Origin of the sequence: Achromobacter sp. MYb9, assembly GCF_002975275.1 — a bacterium.
Classification (GTDB): domain Bacteria; phylum Pseudomonadota; class Gammaproteobacteria; order Burkholderiales; family Burkholderiaceae_B; genus Achromobacter.
This window is the reverse complement of sequence record NZ_PCOQ01000005.1, coordinates 95,921-113,656: the sequence shown is the minus strand read 5'-3', so window position 1 is coordinate 113,656 and position 17,736 is coordinate 95,921. Positions and strand designations below refer to the sequence as shown.

The window sequence follows — 17,736 nt, the reverse complement described above, 5'->3', positions numbered from 1 at the left end:
GCCACCTGGCGGCCCCCGTTTTCAGTTGCCTCACAGGAGTAGAACCATGCAGCGGATGCATTCGAACGCTGTCGCCACAGCCAATCCCCGCCGTTGGCTGGTGCTGGCCATCGTGTCGATCGCCTTGCTGTTGATCGTGGTGGACATGACGGTGCTGTACACCGCCTTGCCGCGGCTCACGCATGATCTGGGTGTCGGCGCGTCGGCCAAATTGTGGATCGTGAATGTCTACGCGCTGGTCGTGTCCGGGTTGCTGCTGGGCATGGGCACGCTGGGCGACCGCCTGGGACACAAGCGCCTGTTCATGATGGGCCTGGCCGTGTTCGGCGTGGCCTCCCTTGCCGCCGCCTACTCGACCGCCGCCGCCGCGTTGATCGCGGCGCGCGTGTTGCTGGCGGTGGGCGCCGCCATGATGATGCCGGCCACGCTGTCCATCATCCGCCTGACCTTCGCCAACGAACGCGAACGCGCTGTCGCCATCGGCATCTGGGCCTCGGTCGCCTCGGGCGGCGCGGCGCTGGGCCCCGTCGTGGGCGGCGTGTTGCTGGAGCATTTCTGGTGGGGGTCGGTGTTTCTGATCAACGTGCCCATTGTGCTGCTGGCGCTGCCGCTGGCCTGGCGTTGCATCCCCGCCAGCCGGCCCGACGCCGCCCGCCCCTGGGACCTGGCGGGTTCACTGCAAATCATGGCCGGACTGATCCTGTGCGCCTATGCGCTGAAAGAACTGGGCAAGGCCGAAACGTCCTGGCTGCACGCCGGCGTGGCGTGCGCGGCAGGCGTCGTCATGCTGACCGTGTTCGTGCGCCGCCAGCGCCGCCGCCCGTACCCGCTGATCGACTTCGCCATTTTCCGCAACGCCACATTCAGCTCGGGCGTCGCCGCCGCGCTGTTCGCGGGCGCCGCCCTGTTCGGCATGGAACTGGTGTTCAGCCAACGCCTGCAACTGGTGCTGGGTATGTCGCCGATCCAGGCCGCGCTTTACATTCTGCCCCTGCCCTTGGCCGCGTTCGTGGCGGGTCCGCTGGCCGGCTGGCTGCTTGCCTACGTACGTGGCCCCCGCCTGATGTCCCTGGCGCTGACCGTCTCGGGCGCCGGCATGGGCGGCTACCTGTTGAGCTATGACGGCTCGTTCGCGGCGCAAATGGCCAGCCTGACCGTGCTGGGTCTGGGCATTGGCGCCACCATGACGGCCGCGTCCAGTTCCATCATGCAAAGCGCCACACCGGAACGCGCAGGCATGGCCGCCTCGATCGAAGAGGTCTCATACGAACTGGGCGGCGCGCTAGGCGTGACGTTGATGGGGTCGATCCTGACCGGCGTCTATGCGCAGGCGCTGGACGTGCCGGCGGGCGTCACCCAGGCCGCGACGGTGCGCGACAGCCTGGACGATGCCCTGATGGTGGCAGAGGGCCTGCCGGCGGATCTGGCGGTGACGCTGACGCAAGTCGCCAAGTCGGCGTTTGATACCGGCTACGCGGCGGTGATCGCGACCGCCACGGTGATGCTGCTGGCGACCGCCGCCTTCGTGCTGCTGAACCGCACGCGCCGGCCCGCGCAAGCCGCGTAGCGTACCGGCGGGTCAGCGCTTGCGGAAGGCGTTGTCCATGTCGGCGATCAGGTCTTCTTCGTGCTCCAGCCCGATCGAGACGCGAATCAGCCCTTCCGACACCCCTGCCGCGTCGCGCTCGGCCGCCGGCACGCCGGAATGCGTGGTCGACGCCGGATGGCAGACCAGCGATTCGGTGCCGCCCAGGCTGACCGCCGACTTGAACAGGTGCAGCGCATTGATAAAGCGGAAAGCGCGCTCGCGCCCGCCGTCCAGCACGAAGGCGAACGTCGACCCCGGCCCCGTGCATTGACGCTTGTAGACCTCTTGATACGCACGGTCCGCCATCACCTCCGGGTGAAAGATGCGCACTTTTTCATACGGGTTGCCCGCCAGCCACTGCGCCACCTTGGTGGCCGTGCGCGCCGCCTGCTTCATGCGCAGCACCAAGGTCTCCATCGACCGCGTGATCATCCAGCACGAATGCGGATCCAGTTGCGAGCCGAACGCGCTGCGAATCGCGCGCACCTTCTTGATCAGTACCTTGGTGCCCGTCACGGCGCCCGCGACCAGGTCGCTATGACCGCCCACGTACTTCGTCAGCGAATAGACGCAAAGGTCCACGCCGTGCTCGGCGGGCTTCTGGAAGATGGGGCCCAGCAGCGTGTTGTCGCACACCGAGATCGGCCGGTAGCCATGGCGCGTTTCAAACGCGTCCAGCTCGTTCTTCATGGCCTCGAAGTCGATCAGGGTGTTGGTGGGGTTGGCGGGCGTCTCGACATAGAACACACGCACCGGCCCCTTGGCCGCGGCGGCTTCCAGCGCGGCGCGCATGTGCTTGGGCGACAAGCCGTCGTGGATCGGATGCGACCCAATGCCCCATTCCGGAAAGATCTTCGCGATCAAGGTTTCGGTGCCGCCATACAACGGCAGCGACTGCACCAGTTGATCGCCGGGGCGCAGGAAAGCCATCAGCACCGCGCTGATCGCGGCCATGCCGCTCGAGGTCACCGCCGCGTCCTCGGATCCGTCCAGCAAGGCCAGTCGGTCTTCCACGATTTCCAGGTTGGGATGGTTGAACCTGCTGTACACCAGCCCGGCCGATTCGCCCTGCGGCAACGGTTTGCGCCCGGATACCAGATCGAAGAACGCCGCGCCGTCCTCGGCCGAGCGGAACGCGAAGGTGGACGTCAGGAACACGGGCGGCTTGACCGCCCCTTCCGACAGAAAGGGGTCGTAGCCGTACGACATCATCTGCGTCTCGGCATGGAGGGGACGGCCGAAAAATTCTTTCTTGTGATAGGTCGAATAGGTCATGGGGTGCCTCTTGCTCTGGAGTACCGGCCGACCGGGCAGGCGCGTTTCGCATTCGAAGACGATAGCGCCGGCCGCCGCGGGATGTCTTGGAGTATGGGCGCAGGCCGGGCCAATATTCTTTTCATTTCAATCACAGGACTGCGATAATGGGAAATATTGTTTCCCGCTATAGCCTATCCATGAAAGACACTGCTTTGTTACATCAACTTGACGCGATCGATTGGAAAATCATGAAAATCCTTCAAGAAGATGGTCGCGTCAGCAATGCGGAACTGGCCGAGCGCGTCTCGCTGTCGGCATCGCCTTGTTGGAAACGGTTGAAGCGGCTGGAAACGTCGGGCGTCATTCGCGGATACCAGGCCATTCTTGACCGTCGCGCGCTGGGGATGGGGGTGGTGGCGTTCGTCAGCATTTCGCTGGAAAACCACACGGAAAAACTGTGCCACGCGTTCGAGGCCTCTGTTGCCGCCATGCCTGAGGTGCTGGCCTGCCATAACACGACCGGGCAGCACGACTACCTGCTGCACATCGTGGCGCGCGACTTCGATGCCTATTCCGAGTTCGTGCGCAACCGCCTGCGGACGCTGCCCGGCGTGAAGGAACTGCTAAGCACGCTGTCGATGCATGAAGTGAAGTCGTCGACCAAACTGCATCTGTAGATCTCGCCGGTTTGGCGCCGAGCGCGGCAACAGGTCGGGCGGCGCATCGGGACGCCGCCCCTGCCGGCCCACTGCCGGCCGCCGGCCTACTCCGTCGCGGACGGCATCTGGCCCGGCACGACGCGATTGCGCCCCTGGCGCTTGGCCTGGTACAGCCCCCGGTCGGCCACCAGGATCAGGTCGGTGCACGGCTGCTCCCCCGCCGGCACGGCCGTGGCGGTGCCAATGCTGACCGTCAGCCAGCACCCAGAGCCCGTGTCCTTCTGCGGAATCTGCATGGCTTCGACGGCGCGGCGCAGCTTCTCGGCGGCCAGCCTTGCGCTGCCGGCCGGCGTGCCCGGCAGCACCAGCGCGAACTCTTCCCCGCCGAATCGCGCCGCCAGGTCGGTAGACCGGTCGCAGCTGGCGAAAATGGTGTTGGCCACACGCTTGAGTGCTTCGTCGCCCGCGATGTGGCCGTAGGTATCGTTGTAGGACTTGAAGTGGTCCACGTCGATCATCAACATGCTGATCTCGCGGCCGTCGCGACGCGCGCGCTGCCATTCCGCGTTCAGGTATTCGTCGAAATAGCGGCGGTTGCCCAGACCGGTCAAACCGTCGGAGTTTGTCAGGCGGCGCAATTCCATATTGCTTTCCAGCAACTGCTGCTGGCTCTGGCGCAAGGCCTGATAAGCCTCGTCACGCTGCACCAGCGCCAGATACGACCGTGAGTGGTAGCGAATGCGCGCCACCAGTTCGATGGAATCGGGCAGCTTCACCAGATAGTCATTGGCGCCCGCCGCGAAGGCCGCGCTCTTGATCGCCGGATCTTCCTTGGTGGACAGCACGATGATCGGGATGTCGCGCGTGACGGGGTGGGCGCGGTACTCCTGCACCAGGCTCAAGCCGTCCACGCCCGGCAGCACCAGATCTTGCAGGATGACGGTGGGCCGCGTCTGGATCGCCACCGTAAGCGCCTTGTAGGGGTCTGAGCAATAGTGAAAGTCAATATTGCCCTCCGTGGCCAGCGCTCGCCTGATCGCTTCGCCAACCATCACCTGGTCGTCGACGAGCAGCACCATGGCCGCATGCGAATTCAGGTCCGCGGAAGCCGAGCTGTCAATGGGAGGGTGCATAGTGATCCTTGATGTCTGCCAATGTCAGCCCGCTCAGGCAAACGCCTGGACCAAGCGGGGAGCGATCTGATTCAATGGTCTGATTTCCACGGCCGCCTGCATGGCGGCGGCCGCTTTGGGCATGCCGTACACGGCGCTGGTGGCCTGGTCTTGCGCGATGGTGAGGCATCCGCGTTCGCGCATGGCCTTCAAGCCGCGCGCCCCATCCTGCCCCATGCCGGTGAGCAACACGCCCACCGCGGTACCGCGCCAATGTTGCGCCACGCTGTGAAAAAACACGTCGATGGATGGCCGGTACAGGCTTTCCTTCGGCTCTTCGGTGTAGCGCAGCGTGCCATCAGCCAGCAAATGCAGATGGTCATCGGTGCCCGCCAGCAGTATCTGCCCGGGCAGCGGCCGTTCGCCTTCGCGCACCAGCCGTACCGGCAACAGTACCTGATCATTCAGCCAATCCGCCATACCCGCCGCGAACGAGGCGTCCACATGCTGTACCAGCACGATCCCGGCAGGGAAATCCAGCGGTAGGTCGCGCAGCAACTGCGCCAGCGTCGCCGGGCCGCCCGCCGAGGCGCCAATCACCAGCAAACGCTGCGAGGTGGGCCGGGGCGTCAGCGTATCCACGGGGCTCAACGCCGGACGATTGCCGTAGCGGCCGATCAACCAGCCGATATTGCGGATCTTGCGCAACAGCGGCGCCGCAGCGGTGCGCATGTCGGCATCGCCCACCACCGGTGTATCCACCGCGTCCAGCGCGCCATGCCCCATCGCGTCGAATACGCGCGCCGTATGCCGGGCCACATCGGCCGTCACGACGACGATGGCGCACGGTGACTCCGCCATGATGCGGCGCGTGGCCTCGACCCCGTCCATGACGGGCATGATCAAATCCATCAGCACCACGTCGGGCCGATCCCGGGCGCACAGCGCCACGGCCTGTTCGCCGTCGGACGCCACCCAGGCGATTTCCAGCCCTGGCTCCAGCGCAATCGCGCGCCGCATGATCTCGACCGCCATTTGAAGGTCGTTGACGATCCCGATTCTCACGTGAGTGCCTTTCCGATCAAGTCTTCGACGGCATCAAGCAGCGCATCGTCATGGAAGCTGCCCTTGGCCAGGTAGTAGTCGGCGCCGGCATCCAGGCCGCGCCGCCGGTCTTCTTCACGGTCCTTGTACGACACCACCATCACCGGCAGGCTTTGCAATCTGGGGTCCGCCTTGATCCGGGAAACCAGTTCGATGCCGTCCATGCGAGGCATGTCGACGTCGGTCACGACCAGGTCGAAATCTTCGCCGCGCAGCATGTTCCAGCCATCCATGCCGTCCACCGCCACCGCCACTTCGAACCCGCGGTTCAACAGCAGTTTTCGTTCCAGCTCGCGCACCGTCAGGGAATCGTCCACCACCAACACACGCTTGCGGCGGCGCGCCTCAATGACCGCCCCCCCGCCGTCCACGCGCGTCAGGCGTCCGCCTTCGATCAGCTTCTGGACCGACATCAGCATGTCTTCGACGTCCAGGATCAATAGCGGCGTGCCGTCGTCCATCAGGGCGCCGGCCATCACATCCTGCACCTTGCCCAGGCGCGAGTCCAGCGGCTGCACCACCAGGGTGCGCTCGCCGACGTAGCGGTCCACGGTGATCCCGTAAAGCTTGTCGTGGTCGCCCACGACCACGACGGCCACCGATTCCGCCGACGGCGCCGGCTCGCCGGCGCGCAGAATCTGGCGTGCCGACACCAGGCCGATCTGCCTGTCCATGAAACGGAAATGCTGGTGGCCTTCCAGTTGCTCGATGTCTTCCGAGCGAACCTGCAAAGCATGGCTGACATAGGCAAGCGGAAACGCGTAGATATCGCCCTGCACCTCGACCAGCAAACTGCGCACCACCGACAGCGACAAAGGCATTTCCAGCACGAAACGCGTGCCCTGCCCGGACGTCTGATGAATGCGCACGGCGCCGCGCAACTGCCTCACCATGGTTTGCACCACGTCCAGGCCCACGCCGCGGCCCGAGATTTCGGTGACTTCGCCGCGCGTGCTGAAGCCTGACAGGAACAGGAACTCCAGCAGTTCGGCCTCGCTCAGCCGGGCCGCGGTTTCGGCGTTCGTCAGCTTGCGCTGCACGACTTCGACGCGCAGGCGATCCAGCGAAATGCCCGCCCCGTCATCGCTCAGTTCTATCAGCAGCATGCCGGCCGCATGGCGCGCCGACAGCTTGATCAAACCTTCCGGCGACTTGCCGGCATCCATGCGGTCCATCGGCATTTCAATGCCGTGGTCCACGGCATTGCGCAGCAGATGCATCAGGGGCGCATCCAGTTTTTCCAGGATGTCCCGGTCCACCTGCGTCGCGTCGCCTTCGATTTCCAGCCGCACCTGCTTGCCCAGCGAACGGCCCAGGTCCCGGACCATGCGAGCCATGCCGGCCAGCCCGTCGCCGAAAGGCCGCATGCGGCAAGCCAGCGCCGTGTCGTACAGACGCTTCGCCAGATGGCTCATGCGCCATCCAAACTCATCGACCTCGTTCGTGCGCTGCACAAGCTCTTGCTGGCACTCCGCGACAATGCGTTGGGCGTCGTCCAGCGCGGCCTGGACGCGCGCGTCCACCTGTTGGCCGGCCAACGCCGCGCGCACCCCGTCAAGCGCTTGCGCCGCGCCGGACTGCATGCGCCGCAGACGCAGCATCGACGCGCCGAAGGGGCCAATCCAGTGCGACTCCACCAGGGTTTCGCTGGACAGGCCCAACAGCTTATTCAGCGTGTCCGCAGTCACCCGCAAAACGCGCTCGCCTTCGGATATGCCTTGGTCCGAACTCCGGCGCACCATCGCCTGCGGCGGCATGGCGGACCTGACCGCCGCAGGCTGCGGCGTGGACGGCACAGGCGGCGGATCGTCGGGCCGGTGAATCGGTGGCAGGAAATCAGAAGGTCGCGCTGGACGCGGCGGCACGGCGGGCGGCGCGTTGGGCGCGCTGCTCAGGCGGACGACCAGTTCGTCGATCTCGCCCCCCAGTTCGACGCCCGGCGTGGCCACGCGCTGCAGCAAGTCCGTGCCCAACAGCAGGGCATCGATGTCGGTCGCCTGCAAGCGCAAGCGCCCTTCCTGGGCGGCCACCAGGCAGTCTTCCATGGCATGCGCGATGCGCACCGCCGGGTGCAGGTCCACGATGCGGGCCGCGCCCTTCAGCGAATGCGCCGCGCGCATGCAGGCTTCCAGATGAGCCGCCGATGTCGGGTCGTGCTCCAGCGCAAGCAAACCGTTGTTCAGCACCTGCACCTGCGTGCGGGTTTCGAGCTGGAACAGCTCTAGCAGCGACGCGTCGCGCATCTCATCCGGATTCACGCCAGACTCCGTTCCAGAGCTTGCATCAGGAGATTTTCGTCCAATACGCCCACGCTGCGGCTACCGCAGCGGGCCAAGCCGCGCGAATACTTCAAGGTTGCGCCCTCCACGGTTGCCGGCAATGGTTCCAGCGCCTCGAGGTCAACGGCATGGATGCCTTCCACTTCATCCACCGGCAGCACCAGCGCGCGACCGGCGCCACCGAAAATCAGCATGCGGGCCGCAGCCCGTTCGCGCGTGTCCGCCACCGCGGCGTCAAGGCCCAACAGGCGCGCCAGCGAAACACAGACGGTCAGCGTGCCGCGCACGTTGGTCACCCCCATCACGGCCGGATCACGGCGATGCGGCAGCGTCAGCACGGGGCGCGTGCCGGCCACTTCGTCCAGCGCCCGCGTGGGCAGCCCCAGCCACTCCCGGCCCAGGCGGAACACCAGCAGCGACGACAACTGCGTGCCCTGGACGGCTTCCGGTTCATGATCCTGCACGTCCGTCTGGGGCGGCAGCCGGTCCAGGATGCGTTTGGCCGCTGCCGCGTAGACCGGACAATTTCGGCAATGCACATGCCCGGGCAGCTGCCCGCAACTTTTGTCGCCCCGGATCCCGATGCGGTTCCAGCAGTCGTCCACATCGGACAGCAGCGCAATGGACTCATTCACGTCGGGCCTCCTGTCGCGCCGCGCGCGCTTGCAGGCGGCGGGCGCCTTCCACGTCGCCCGCCGACGCAATCAGCGCGGCCAGATGCAGCAACGCTTCGCGGTGTGTCGGGTCCAGGTACAACGCCTTGCGGTAGGCCGCCTGCGCCTCGCGCGCGTCGCCCGCCGCGTCCTGCAGCAGACCCATCAGATGCAGTGCATCGGCGCTGGCGCCATGAACTTCAAGGTGTGCGCGACACTGGGCCAGCGCATCCCCCACGCGCCCCTGGTCGGCCAACGCCTCGATCTTGCGCAAAGCCGCAGCGGCGCTGCCCGTGGGGGGCGCGGGCTCGGGCGTGGCGAAGGCCGGGGCAATGGCCGCGTGCGGCAACGGCAGGCGCGCTGCCGGCGGCTGCGCGACCGGCCGCCGTGGCGGCGTCCAGGCGTGCACGATGGGCTTAGGCGGCGAATAGGTCGCCGCGGGCGGCGGCATCGCTTGCGCCGAAAAGGCGAACGACCGCGCGATCGGTACGGCGGGCAGCCGGCGCGCCGTCATCAAGCTGGTCTCGGCGGGCCCCACGAAAAGCACGCCATCGCCGCGTGTGAAGCGCCGCAGCACTTGTACCGCGCGTTCCTGCGTAGCCGCATCAAAGTAGATCAGCAAATTGCGGCAAAACACGAAGTCATAGGGCGCGGCGCCCAACAGCAAATTGGGGTCGAACAGATTGCCCTGCTGGATGCGCACCCGTTCCCGCGCCAGCGCCGACAGCTGATAACCGTCGGGGGTCTCGGTGAAATGGCGATCGCGATACGTCAGATCGTCGCCCCGAAAGGAATTGCGGCCGTACACGCCACGCCGGGCGAACTCGACCATGCGTTCGCTGATATCCACGGCATCCACCTGAAAGCGGGCGGCGGGGACGCCGGCGTCCAGCAAGGCCATGGCAATGGAATGCGGCTCTTCGCCACTGGAACACGGCACGCTCAGCACTCGCAGCACCTGGTCGTTGGCCACGTCCGCCGCAAACAAACGTCCGCATGCCAACGCCGCCATCGCGGCCAGCGATTCCGGATACCGGAAAAACCAGGTTTCGGGCACGATCACGGCTTCGATCAACTGCTGCATTTCGGCAGGCGAAGCCTGCACCCGCATCAGGTAATCGCGTTCGTCCGCCGCGTTCACGGCGCCCATGCGATGCCGCACGGCGCGTTCGACCGCGGCCTTGCCGATGGAGCCGCTGTCCAGCCCCATCTGGCGCTTGAGCAAGGCGCTGAAATCATCGACCAGAGTCATGGCGACGCCTCGCCGCCCTGGCCGCTGCCGACGGGCGGGAACAGCAGCGCCCGGACCGAGGCCGGCAACAGGTCGCCCACATTGACGGCCTGCACCAAGCCGCCGGCGTCACTCAACACGGGCCCCAGGTAGGGCGCGCCAGCGTTGTCCAGACCATATGGCCGGAACGCCGCCGGGTCGTAATGGACCGTCTCGGTCGCATGTTCCAGGATCAGGCCCAGCAAACGGCCTTCTCCGCCGGCATCAGGACGAAAACGCACCAGCGCCAGACGCGTGCTGGTCACCATGACCGCGCTTGCGCGGCCGGCCAGCGCGCTCATGTCGATCACCGGCACAGGCACGCCTCGCCGGTCAAGCATGCCGGCCACCCAGGGCGGCGTGCCCGGCACCTGCTTGAACGCGCGCAGGCCCAACACTTCGACCACATCCGCCGCATCCAGGGCATAGCGGTCTTCGCCGATGCGAAACAGCAGGTACAGCCGCCGGGCCGCCGCAAACGCGGCGTCCGGCTTGGATAAAGAAGGGGCAAGCGCTGCCATGGCGGGGTTCACACCTTGAAGCGCGACACGCCACTGCGCAGATCGTTGGCGACCAGCGTCAATTCTTCGATGGCCAGGCTGGACTGACGCAGGGATTCCACCGTCTGCTGGGCGGCATCGCTCAGTTGCTGCAAAGCCTGGTTGATCTGTTCGGCGCCGGTCGCCTGCGCCTGCATGCCCTCGTTGACCATCTGCACACGCGGCGCCAGCGTCTGCACCTGCTGGATGATCTGCGACAGCTGGTCGCCCACCTGCTGCATATCCGCCATGCCGCGGCGCACTTCTTCAGAGAACTTGTCCATGCCCATCACGCCCGCCGACACCGACGACTGGATCTCGCGCACCATCTGCTCGATATCGTAGGTCGCGACAGCGGTCTGGTCGGCCAGGCGGCGGATCTCGGTCGCCACCACGACGAAGCCGCGGCCATACTCGCCCGCCTTCTCGGCTTCAATCGCCGCGTTCAACGACAGCAGGTTGGTTTGGTCCGCCACTTTCGTGATAGTCGTGACCACTTGCGTGATATTGCTGGCCTTCTCGTTCAGGATGGCCAGCTTGGCGTTGACCGAACCCGCCGCGCCGACCACATTGCGCATGGTGTCTTCCATGCGTGCCAGCCCGACCTGGCCGCTGCCCGCCAGCGAAGCCGTCTGTTCGGCGGCGCCAGACACTTCGGTCATGGTGCGGACCAGTTCGCGCGAGGTCGCCGAGATCTCGCGGGAGGTCGCGCCGATCTCGGTCGTGGTGGCCGCCACCTCGGAGGCCGTGGCCTGCTGCTGCTTGGACGTCGCCGCGATTTCAGTGACCGAGGTGGCCACTTGCACGGCCGATCGCTGCGTCTTGCCCACCAGTCCCTTCAACTCGTCGACCATGCCGTTGAAACCCGTTTCAATGGCGTTGAATTCATCCTTGCGCGCGAGCGACAGGCGGCGGGTCAGGTCGCCCCCGCCGGTGGACTCCAGCGTCGAGACGATATCGCGCATCGGATTGGCGATGGCCCGCATCAGCAGAAAACCGCACACGATGGCGGCGGCGATCGCCAGCGCCAGCGAAATCAGCATGCCGGCCTCGGCCGTTTGCACGGCGTTCTGGATGCTGACCGCGGCCTCGTCCGCCTGCTTCTTGTTTTCGGCCACCATCTTGGCCAGGATGTCGCGGCCCTTGTAGAAAGCCGGCCGAAGCTCGGACTTGATGCGCGCCTGCGTGCGGGCCACATCGCCGGCCGCGGCCCCCGCCAGGATTTCGGTACGAATATGCTTGTACTCCAGCAATTCCTTTTCGAAATCTTCGAACATCGTGCGATCGTCCTCGCGCGAGATCGTGCGGCGGTACGACGCGATGTTCTCTTCCAATTGCTGGTCGTTCTTGGGCAACGCTTCCAACGCGGTGCGCCGTTCTTGATCGGTGTCCGAGTTGTAGGCGTCCTGAACCACCACGAACCCCGCGAACCATGAAGACCGGATCGAGGTGCTGTAGTAGATACCCGGCACCGCGTCGGTATTGATCATGGCGACTTCCGCCTCGACATGCAGCAAGCGCCGGTAATCCACCACCACCATCAACGCCATGATGGCCAGAATGACCAGGAAGCTGGCCAGGATGCGCTGGCGGAGTGTCAGATTCTTCATGCCGGGAGCCCTTTGTGCTGGTTCAACGCGTCAACGCCCCAAAGGACGCCCCTGAACGATCATTTGGATGCGCGTCCACGCCCGTCTATGACGGAATGTGGGTAAGTTCACCAATTATTGCAAAGGCTTGGCCTGGCAGCCATGAAAATGCAAGGGAAACCCGGCGGAAAGGCCTGTTCGTCGGAAAAATGCAAAGTCCGCTTACAAGGCCTTGTGTTTTATGGTGACAGTGCGTACCGCGCCGGCCTATCAAGCGGCGCCGCGCCACAGCGTTTCGGGCTGCCGCGCGCGTACCCAGTCGCTGGCCTGCTCATAGGCATGCGCCAGGCGCAGCACGTCCAAATCCGCCTGCGGCGGCCCCACCAATTGCATGCCCATCGGCAAACCTTGCGCATTGAAGCCCACCGGCACGCTGATCACCGGGCAACCCGCCAGCGTCCAGGGCGTCACGGTCTCCATCCAGCGGTGATAGGTGTCCATGGGGCGCCCGGCGATCTGCTTGGGCCAATCCAGCGACGCGTCGAACGGAAAGACCTGCGCCGACGGCACGGCCATGAAATCCACCTCGTCGAACATGCGCAGGACCGTCTGATACCAGGCGCTGCGTTCTTCCGTTGCCTGGTAGACCTGCCGCGCCGTCATGCCTTCCAGCCCCTCGACTTCCCAGATCAGCGCCGGCTTCAGCAGCTTGCGGGTCTCGGGGTTCTCGACCAGTGCATGGAATTGGCCGCCCACCATCAGGTGCCGGTGCGCCAGCCAGATGCGCCACAACCGGTCGCCGGCAAACGGCACCTGGTAGTCGACCACGTCACAACCCGCGGAACCCAGCGTGCCCAGGCCCTGGGCGCACAGGTCAAGAATGCCCGGCTCCATCGCCAGATAACCGTTCCAGTCGCCCAGCCAACCGATGCGCTTGCCGCGCATGTCGGCGTCCAGCGGGGCGGCAAACTGCGCCGGGTCGTCGCGCAACGACAGCGGAGAACGCTTGTCGTACCCCGCCATCACCGACAACAGCAACGCCACGTCGCGCGGCGTTCTGCCCATCGGTCCCTCGTACGACAGCTGCTTCAAGAACACTTCGGGCGACGGGCCAAAGGGCACGCGCCCCGCCGACGGGCGCATGCCGTAAACATTGCAGAAGGCAGCGGGGTTGCGCAGCGATCCACCGAAGTCGCTGCCGTCGGCCACGGGCAGCATGCGGGCAGCCAGGGCGGCGGCCGCGCCGCCGCTGCTGCCGCCGGCCGTCTTCGAGGGATCATAGGGATTGCCGGTGGTGCCGTAGACCTGGTTGTAGGTATGCGAACCCAACCCGAACTCCGGCACGTTGCTGCGGCCAATGAAAAGCGCGCCCGATGCCCGCATCCGCTCGACCATGATGGAGTCGTGCGGCGTGACCAGATCCTTATAGACCAACGACCCCATCGACGTGACCATGCCGCGTACGGCCGTCAGGTCTTTGGGCGCCTGCGGCATGCCGTGCATCCAGCCCAGCCATTGACCCGCATCCAGTTGGGCGTCGCGTTCAGCGGCCTCGCGCAGCAAGGCGTCCGGGTCCCGGCGGGCGACGATGGCGTTGATCTTGGGATTGACGTGGTCGATATGCGCCAGATAGGCGCGCATGACCTCGACGCAGGACACCTCGCGCCGCCGGATCGCATCCGACAACGCGTGCGCCGGCATGGCGACGATGGGATTCAGGCTGGCGGGCGCGGCCGGCGTGGCGGGGGGCATGCGGTCTCCTGGTAGGTCGTTTTGGGCGCCCAGGGCAAACCGCCCGGCGCACCCGACATACTACGCAAACCGCAAGAAATGCGCCTGCCTGCCCAGGCCCTCGGCCCGCTGCCTGTTGCCTGCTGTCTACCGCCCGCTGTCCGCTGCCCGATCAAACCCGTTCTATCGCCACCGCCATGATCCTGGCGGCGCTTTATTCACCCTGCGGCAACGGCAGCAGCCGGCCGCGCGAACACCAGCAACGTGGACGTGGCGGAGGCCAGCAAGCGGCCCTGCGTGTCCGTCAATTTGGCTTCGGCGTAGGCCACGCGCTGGCCCATCGACAACACCCGGCCTTCCGCGCGCAGCAGCCCGCTATGGCGCGTAATGGCCTTGTGATAGGCCACTTTCAGCTCCAGCGTGGTGTAGGCCTGGTCGGCCGTCAGCTGCGAGTGCGCGGCGCAGCCGCAAGCCGAATCCAGCAGCGTGGCCGCGTACCCGCCGTGCACCGTGCCGATCGGGTTGTACGCCTGAGGCCCGGGCGTGCCCGCAAACACGGCGCGGCCCGTTTCCACTTCCACGAAGTCGAAGTCCAGCGTCACCATGATGCCGGGCTTGCGGCCGGAAGCCAGCAAGGCGCGCAGTTGCGCCAGGCCATCCAGGCCCGCGCCGGTCTCGTCGACCAGACTGGGTTCGCGATGCGGGGTCGAGGGGGAAGTCATTGGCATTGCTCCAGGCCCAGCCGGGCCTTCAAGAGCCGGCGGGCATCCGCCAGCATGGCATTCGCCTGTTGCGCATCGGTCTCGCAACGGGCCAGGGAAACCGTGCCCACCAGTTCGGACAATACCGAACGGGCCAGCGGTTCCGGATCGGGGTAGCCGCCTGCGGCCAACCGGCGCGCCAGGGCTTGCACCAGGCGGCGCATCCCGGTGGCGTAAGCGTGGCGGCAAGCTTCCGACTGGCGGGGCAGATCGGATGCCAACGCAACCAGCGGACAGCCGAGCGCCCGCGCCTCGCAATGGGCGGGCGACAAGTAGGTGTCCACGTAAGCGGCAAGCCCTTCGGCCGGCGTGCGCCCGTCCAGGTGTTTTTCGGCACGCGCCTGGGCCTCGTCGAACATGTGCGCGATAGAGGCTTCGACCAGGGCATCCTTGGAATCAAAATGCGCGTAGAAGCCGCCGTGCGTCATGCCGGCCTGGCGCATCACCGCCGCCACGCCGATCCGTTCGGGACCCTCGGCACGCACCGCGTCAGCGGCCGTTTTCAGAATGCGAATCCGCGTTTCCCGCTTGTGTCCGTTGTCGTAGCGCATGGCCGGCCCCGGCATTAAATGATGCTCGTCATATTAATATGACGAGCATCATGCTACAAGCCCGGCCGACACGGATTCAGGGAAAAAGACCCTGCGCCAGATGGTCGATGAACACCCGCAGCTTCGGCGACGCATGGCGGCTGGCGGGCCACAACGCCCACATCGTGCCCTTGCCGCGCGTGCGGTCTTCCATCACGATCTGCAATTGGCCAGAGGCCAGTTCCCGGCGGATCGTGAAGTCCGGCAGGCAGACGATGCCCTGCCCGCCTACCGCCAGCGATATCCGCATTTCAACGCTGTTGCAGACGAGGGTCAGCGGCAAATCAGGCGATTGCGCCTCGGGCCCCAGCTTCAGCGGCCATTTCTCCAGCCGGCCCGTAGCCGGATATCGGTAGTGCAAACAAGCGTGGCGTTGCAGGTCGCTCGCGCGTTTGGGCGTGCCATGCTGGCGCAGGTAGTCGGGTGACGCGGCCAGCACGCGCCGGAATGGCCCCAGCCGGCGGCGCTTCAGGCTGGAATCGTCCATGTCGCCGGAGCGCACCACGGCGTCGTAGCCTTCACCGATCACGTCCACCATCCGGTCGGTGAACTCCAGGTCCAGCTCCACGTCGGGATACTGGCGCATGAAGCTGGCGATGGTGGATTCAAACAGCCCGCTATAGCGCGGCAGGCTGACCCGCAGCTTGCCGCGAGGTGCGTCGGCCGCTTCGGACAATTCCAGCTCGGCCGCTTCAACCTCGCACAGGATGCGGCGGCAACGCTCCAGGAATTTCTCGCCCTCGGGCGTCAGCGCGATATGGCGCGTGCTGCGATGAAACAGCCGCACCTTCAGGCGCTCTTCCATGCGCGCCACGCTTTTGCCCACCGCTGACGGCGACACGCCCAGCACGCGGCCCGCCTCGGAAAAGCTGCGCGTGTCCGCCACCAGCACAAAAACCCCGATGCCTCCAAGGCTGTCCATTCCGTTCCCCCAATTGCGGACAGTTATGTCCAGAATATTCAGAATCCTAGCCTATTTTTCTTTTATCAGTGGCCCCCTAAGCTTGCGGTCATCCTGTCGCCGCTCCCGCAATTCCGCCACGCGGCGCCCTTGTTTCAACCCCACGCCCATGCCGCTATCCCAACCTCCTGCCCACAGCCATCGCTGGCTGCAACTGCTGTCCGCCTGCCTCACGGCCCTGCTCATTCCGTTGTGCTTCACCGGCCCCGCCGTGGTCCTGCCCTCGATCAGCCAGGCGCTAGGGGGTACGCCGGTGGAACTGAACTGGATCCTCAACGGCTATATCCTTGCCTACGGCAGCGTCATCATGGTGTCCGGTAGCCTGACCGACCTCTACGGCCCCCGCCGGATCTGGTTGTGGGGTCTGGCCTGGTTCTGCGCCGCCACCTTCGCCATTCCCTATATGCCCACCACGGGCGCGATCGACTTCCTGCGTCTGATGCAGGGCATGGGCGGCGCGGCCGCGTTCGCCGCCGCGATGTCGTCGCTGGCCCCGCTGTTCCATGGCGTGGCGCGCACTCGCGCCTTCAGTTTGCTGGGCACCACGTTCGGCATCGGACTGTCGTTCGGGCCGCTGATAGCCGGATGGATGGTGCAGGCAGCCAGCTGGGAATGGGTATTCCTGGCGACCGGCGGCGTGGGCGTGCTGGGCGCCGTCATGGTGGCCGTCAGCGTGCGGCCGACGGCAGGCGTCGCCCAAGGCAGGCTGGACTGGCCCGGCGCCATCAGCTTCACCGGCGCGCTGGGCCTGTTCACCTACGGCATCCTGCTAGCGCCCGAAGCCGGGTGGGCCGACGCGCATGTCATTGGCGCCCTGCTGGCGTCCGCCGTGCTGTCCATGGTCTTCGTGCGCGTGGAGCGCCGCGCCGCCCGGCCAATGCTGGACCTGAGCCTGTTCCGCGACGCGCGTTTCGTGGGCGTGCAAGTGCTGGCCGCGTCGCCGGCATTCCTGTTCATCGTACTGATCGCCATGCTGCCAGGGCGTTTCATCGGCATCGACGGCTATAGCGCGCTTGCCGCCGGCCAACTGATGATCGGCCTGGCCGCGCCCCTTCTCATCGTGCCGTTCCTGGCCGCATTGCTGACGCGCTGGTTCAACCCCGGCGTCCTGTCCGCGGCCGGCTTGCTGGCGGTAGCGGCCGGTCTGGTCTGGCTGGCCGACGTCATGGCCACGGGCGCCACCGGCCTATGGCTACCGATGGGTCTGATCGGCGTCGGCATCGGTGTGCCATGGGGCTTGATGGATGCAATGGCTGTCAGCGTGGTGGCGCCGCGCAACGTCGGCATGGCTACCGGCATCTTCAACACGGTGCGCGTGTCGGCGGACGGCATCGCCATCGCCGTCGTGAGCGCGCTGCTGGCCTTGCTGATCCAGATGCCCTTGACGGCCGCGCTGCCTGCCGCGATGGACGGCAAGGCCATCCTGATGGCCGCGAACCGCGCGGCGCTAGGCCAACTGCACGAGGCCGCAGCCTTGTTGCCCGGCGCCACCGCGCTGCTGCAGCAAAGCTACAACGACGCGTTCCGCCATGTGCTGCACGCCTTGGCTGGCATCGCGGTGCTGACCGCGCTGGCCGTCTATGCGCTGCTGGGCCGGCGACGTCCGGCAGCCCATCACGACAGCGTGCCAGTGGCGCAATAGC

The 17,736-nt window shown here is 66.1% G+C and carries 15 protein-coding genes; 3 read left to right on the top strand and 12 right to left on the bottom strand.

Annotation, left to right across the window (positions count from 1 at the left end; genetic code table 11):
- Positions 1–46: 46 nt before the first annotated feature.
- Positions 47–1,567, top strand: coding sequence for an MFS transporter (locus CQ050_RS10250; RefSeq protein WP_105556720.1), 1,521 nt, complete (start codon positions 47–49; stop codon positions 1,565–1,567).
- 12 nt (positions 1,568–1,579) lie between these two features.
- Here CQ050_RS10250 and CQ050_RS10245 read toward each other — a convergent pair whose 3' ends face one another.
- Positions 1,580–2,863, bottom strand: coding sequence for a cystathionine gamma-synthase family protein (locus tag CQ050_RS10245; protein ID WP_105556719.1), 1,284 nt, complete (start codon positions 2,861–2,863; stop codon positions 1,580–1,582).
- 179 nt (positions 2,864–3,042) lie between these two features.
- On the opposite strand from CQ050_RS10245, the gene CQ050_RS10240 reads away from it, so the two are divergent.
- Positions 3,043–3,522, top strand: coding sequence for an Lrp/AsnC family transcriptional regulator (locus tag CQ050_RS10240; protein ID WP_105556718.1), 480 nt, complete (start codon positions 3,043–3,045; stop codon positions 3,520–3,522).
- Positions 3,523–3,608: 86 nt separating this feature from the next.
- On the opposite strand, the gene CQ050_RS10235 is transcribed toward CQ050_RS10240, so the two are convergent.
- From CQ050_RS10235 to CQ050_RS10185, 11 genes are all read right to left on the bottom strand, one after another.
- Positions 3,609–4,637 (bottom strand): PleD family two-component system response regulator, encoded by a 1,029-nt coding sequence (locus tag CQ050_RS10235; protein ID WP_105556717.1) that lies wholly within the window; start codon positions 4,635–4,637, stop codon positions 3,609–3,611.
- 33 nt (positions 4,638–4,670) lie between these two features.
- Positions 4,671–5,681: a chemotaxis response regulator protein-glutamate methylesterase gene (locus tag CQ050_RS10230; protein WP_105556716.1), complete on the bottom strand. Its 1,011-nt coding sequence runs from the start codon at positions 5,679–5,681 to the stop codon at positions 4,671–4,673.
- Complete coding sequence (locus CQ050_RS10225; protein WP_105556715.1) at positions 5,678–7,978, bottom strand: hybrid sensor histidine kinase/response regulator; 2,301 nt, start codon at positions 7,976–7,978, stop codon at positions 5,678–5,680. The genes CQ050_RS10230 and CQ050_RS10225 overlap by 4 nt, the downstream gene beginning before the upstream one ends.
- Positions 7,975–8,634 (bottom strand): chemotaxis protein CheW, encoded by a 660-nt coding sequence (locus CQ050_RS10220; protein ID WP_105556714.1) that lies wholly within the window; start codon positions 8,632–8,634, stop codon positions 7,975–7,977. The genes CQ050_RS10225 and CQ050_RS10220 overlap by 4 nt, the downstream gene beginning before the upstream one ends.
- The gene (locus tag CQ050_RS10215; protein ID WP_105556713.1) at positions 8,627–9,904 is read right to left on the bottom strand and encodes a CheR family methyltransferase; all 1,278 of its coding nucleotides are present in this window, start codon (positions 9,902–9,904) and stop codon (positions 8,627–8,629) included. Before CQ050_RS10215 ends, CQ050_RS10220 begins: the two co-directional genes overlap by 8 nt.
- Positions 9,901–10,443, bottom strand: coding sequence for a chemotaxis protein CheW (locus CQ050_RS10210; protein WP_105556712.1), 543 nt, complete (start codon positions 10,441–10,443; stop codon positions 9,901–9,903). The genes CQ050_RS10215 and CQ050_RS10210 overlap by 4 nt, the downstream gene beginning before the upstream one ends.
- 8 nt (positions 10,444–10,451) lie before the next feature.
- Complete coding sequence (locus CQ050_RS10205; RefSeq protein ID WP_105556711.1) at positions 10,452–12,071, bottom strand: methyl-accepting chemotaxis protein; 1,620 nt, start codon at positions 12,069–12,071, stop codon at positions 10,452–10,454.
- A gap of 249 nt (positions 12,072–12,320) precedes the next feature.
- Positions 12,321–13,802: an amidase gene (locus CQ050_RS10200; protein WP_105556710.1), complete on the bottom strand. Its 1,482-nt coding sequence runs from the start codon at positions 13,800–13,802 to the stop codon at positions 12,321–12,323.
- Between the two features lie 197 nt (positions 13,803–13,999).
- Positions 14,000–14,509: a PaaI family thioesterase gene (locus CQ050_RS10195; RefSeq protein ID WP_105556709.1), complete on the bottom strand. Its 510-nt coding sequence runs from the start codon at positions 14,507–14,509 to the stop codon at positions 14,000–14,002.
- Positions 14,500–15,093, bottom strand: coding sequence for a TetR/AcrR family transcriptional regulator (locus tag CQ050_RS10190; RefSeq protein ID WP_105556892.1), 594 nt, complete (start codon positions 15,091–15,093; stop codon positions 14,500–14,502). Before CQ050_RS10190 ends, CQ050_RS10195 begins: the two co-directional genes overlap by 10 nt.
- A gap of 76 nt (positions 15,094–15,169) precedes the next feature.
- Complete coding sequence (locus tag CQ050_RS10185; RefSeq protein WP_105556708.1) at positions 15,170–16,054, bottom strand: LysR family transcriptional regulator; 885 nt, start codon at positions 16,052–16,054, stop codon at positions 15,170–15,172.
- A 148-nt stretch (positions 16,055–16,202) separates the two neighbouring features.
- On the opposite strand from CQ050_RS10185, the gene CQ050_RS10180 reads away from it, so the two are divergent.
- Positions 16,203–17,735 (top strand): MFS transporter, encoded by a 1,533-nt coding sequence (locus CQ050_RS10180; protein ID WP_105556707.1) that lies wholly within the window; start codon positions 16,203–16,205, stop codon positions 17,733–17,735.
- Position 17,736: the final 1 nt, after the last annotated feature.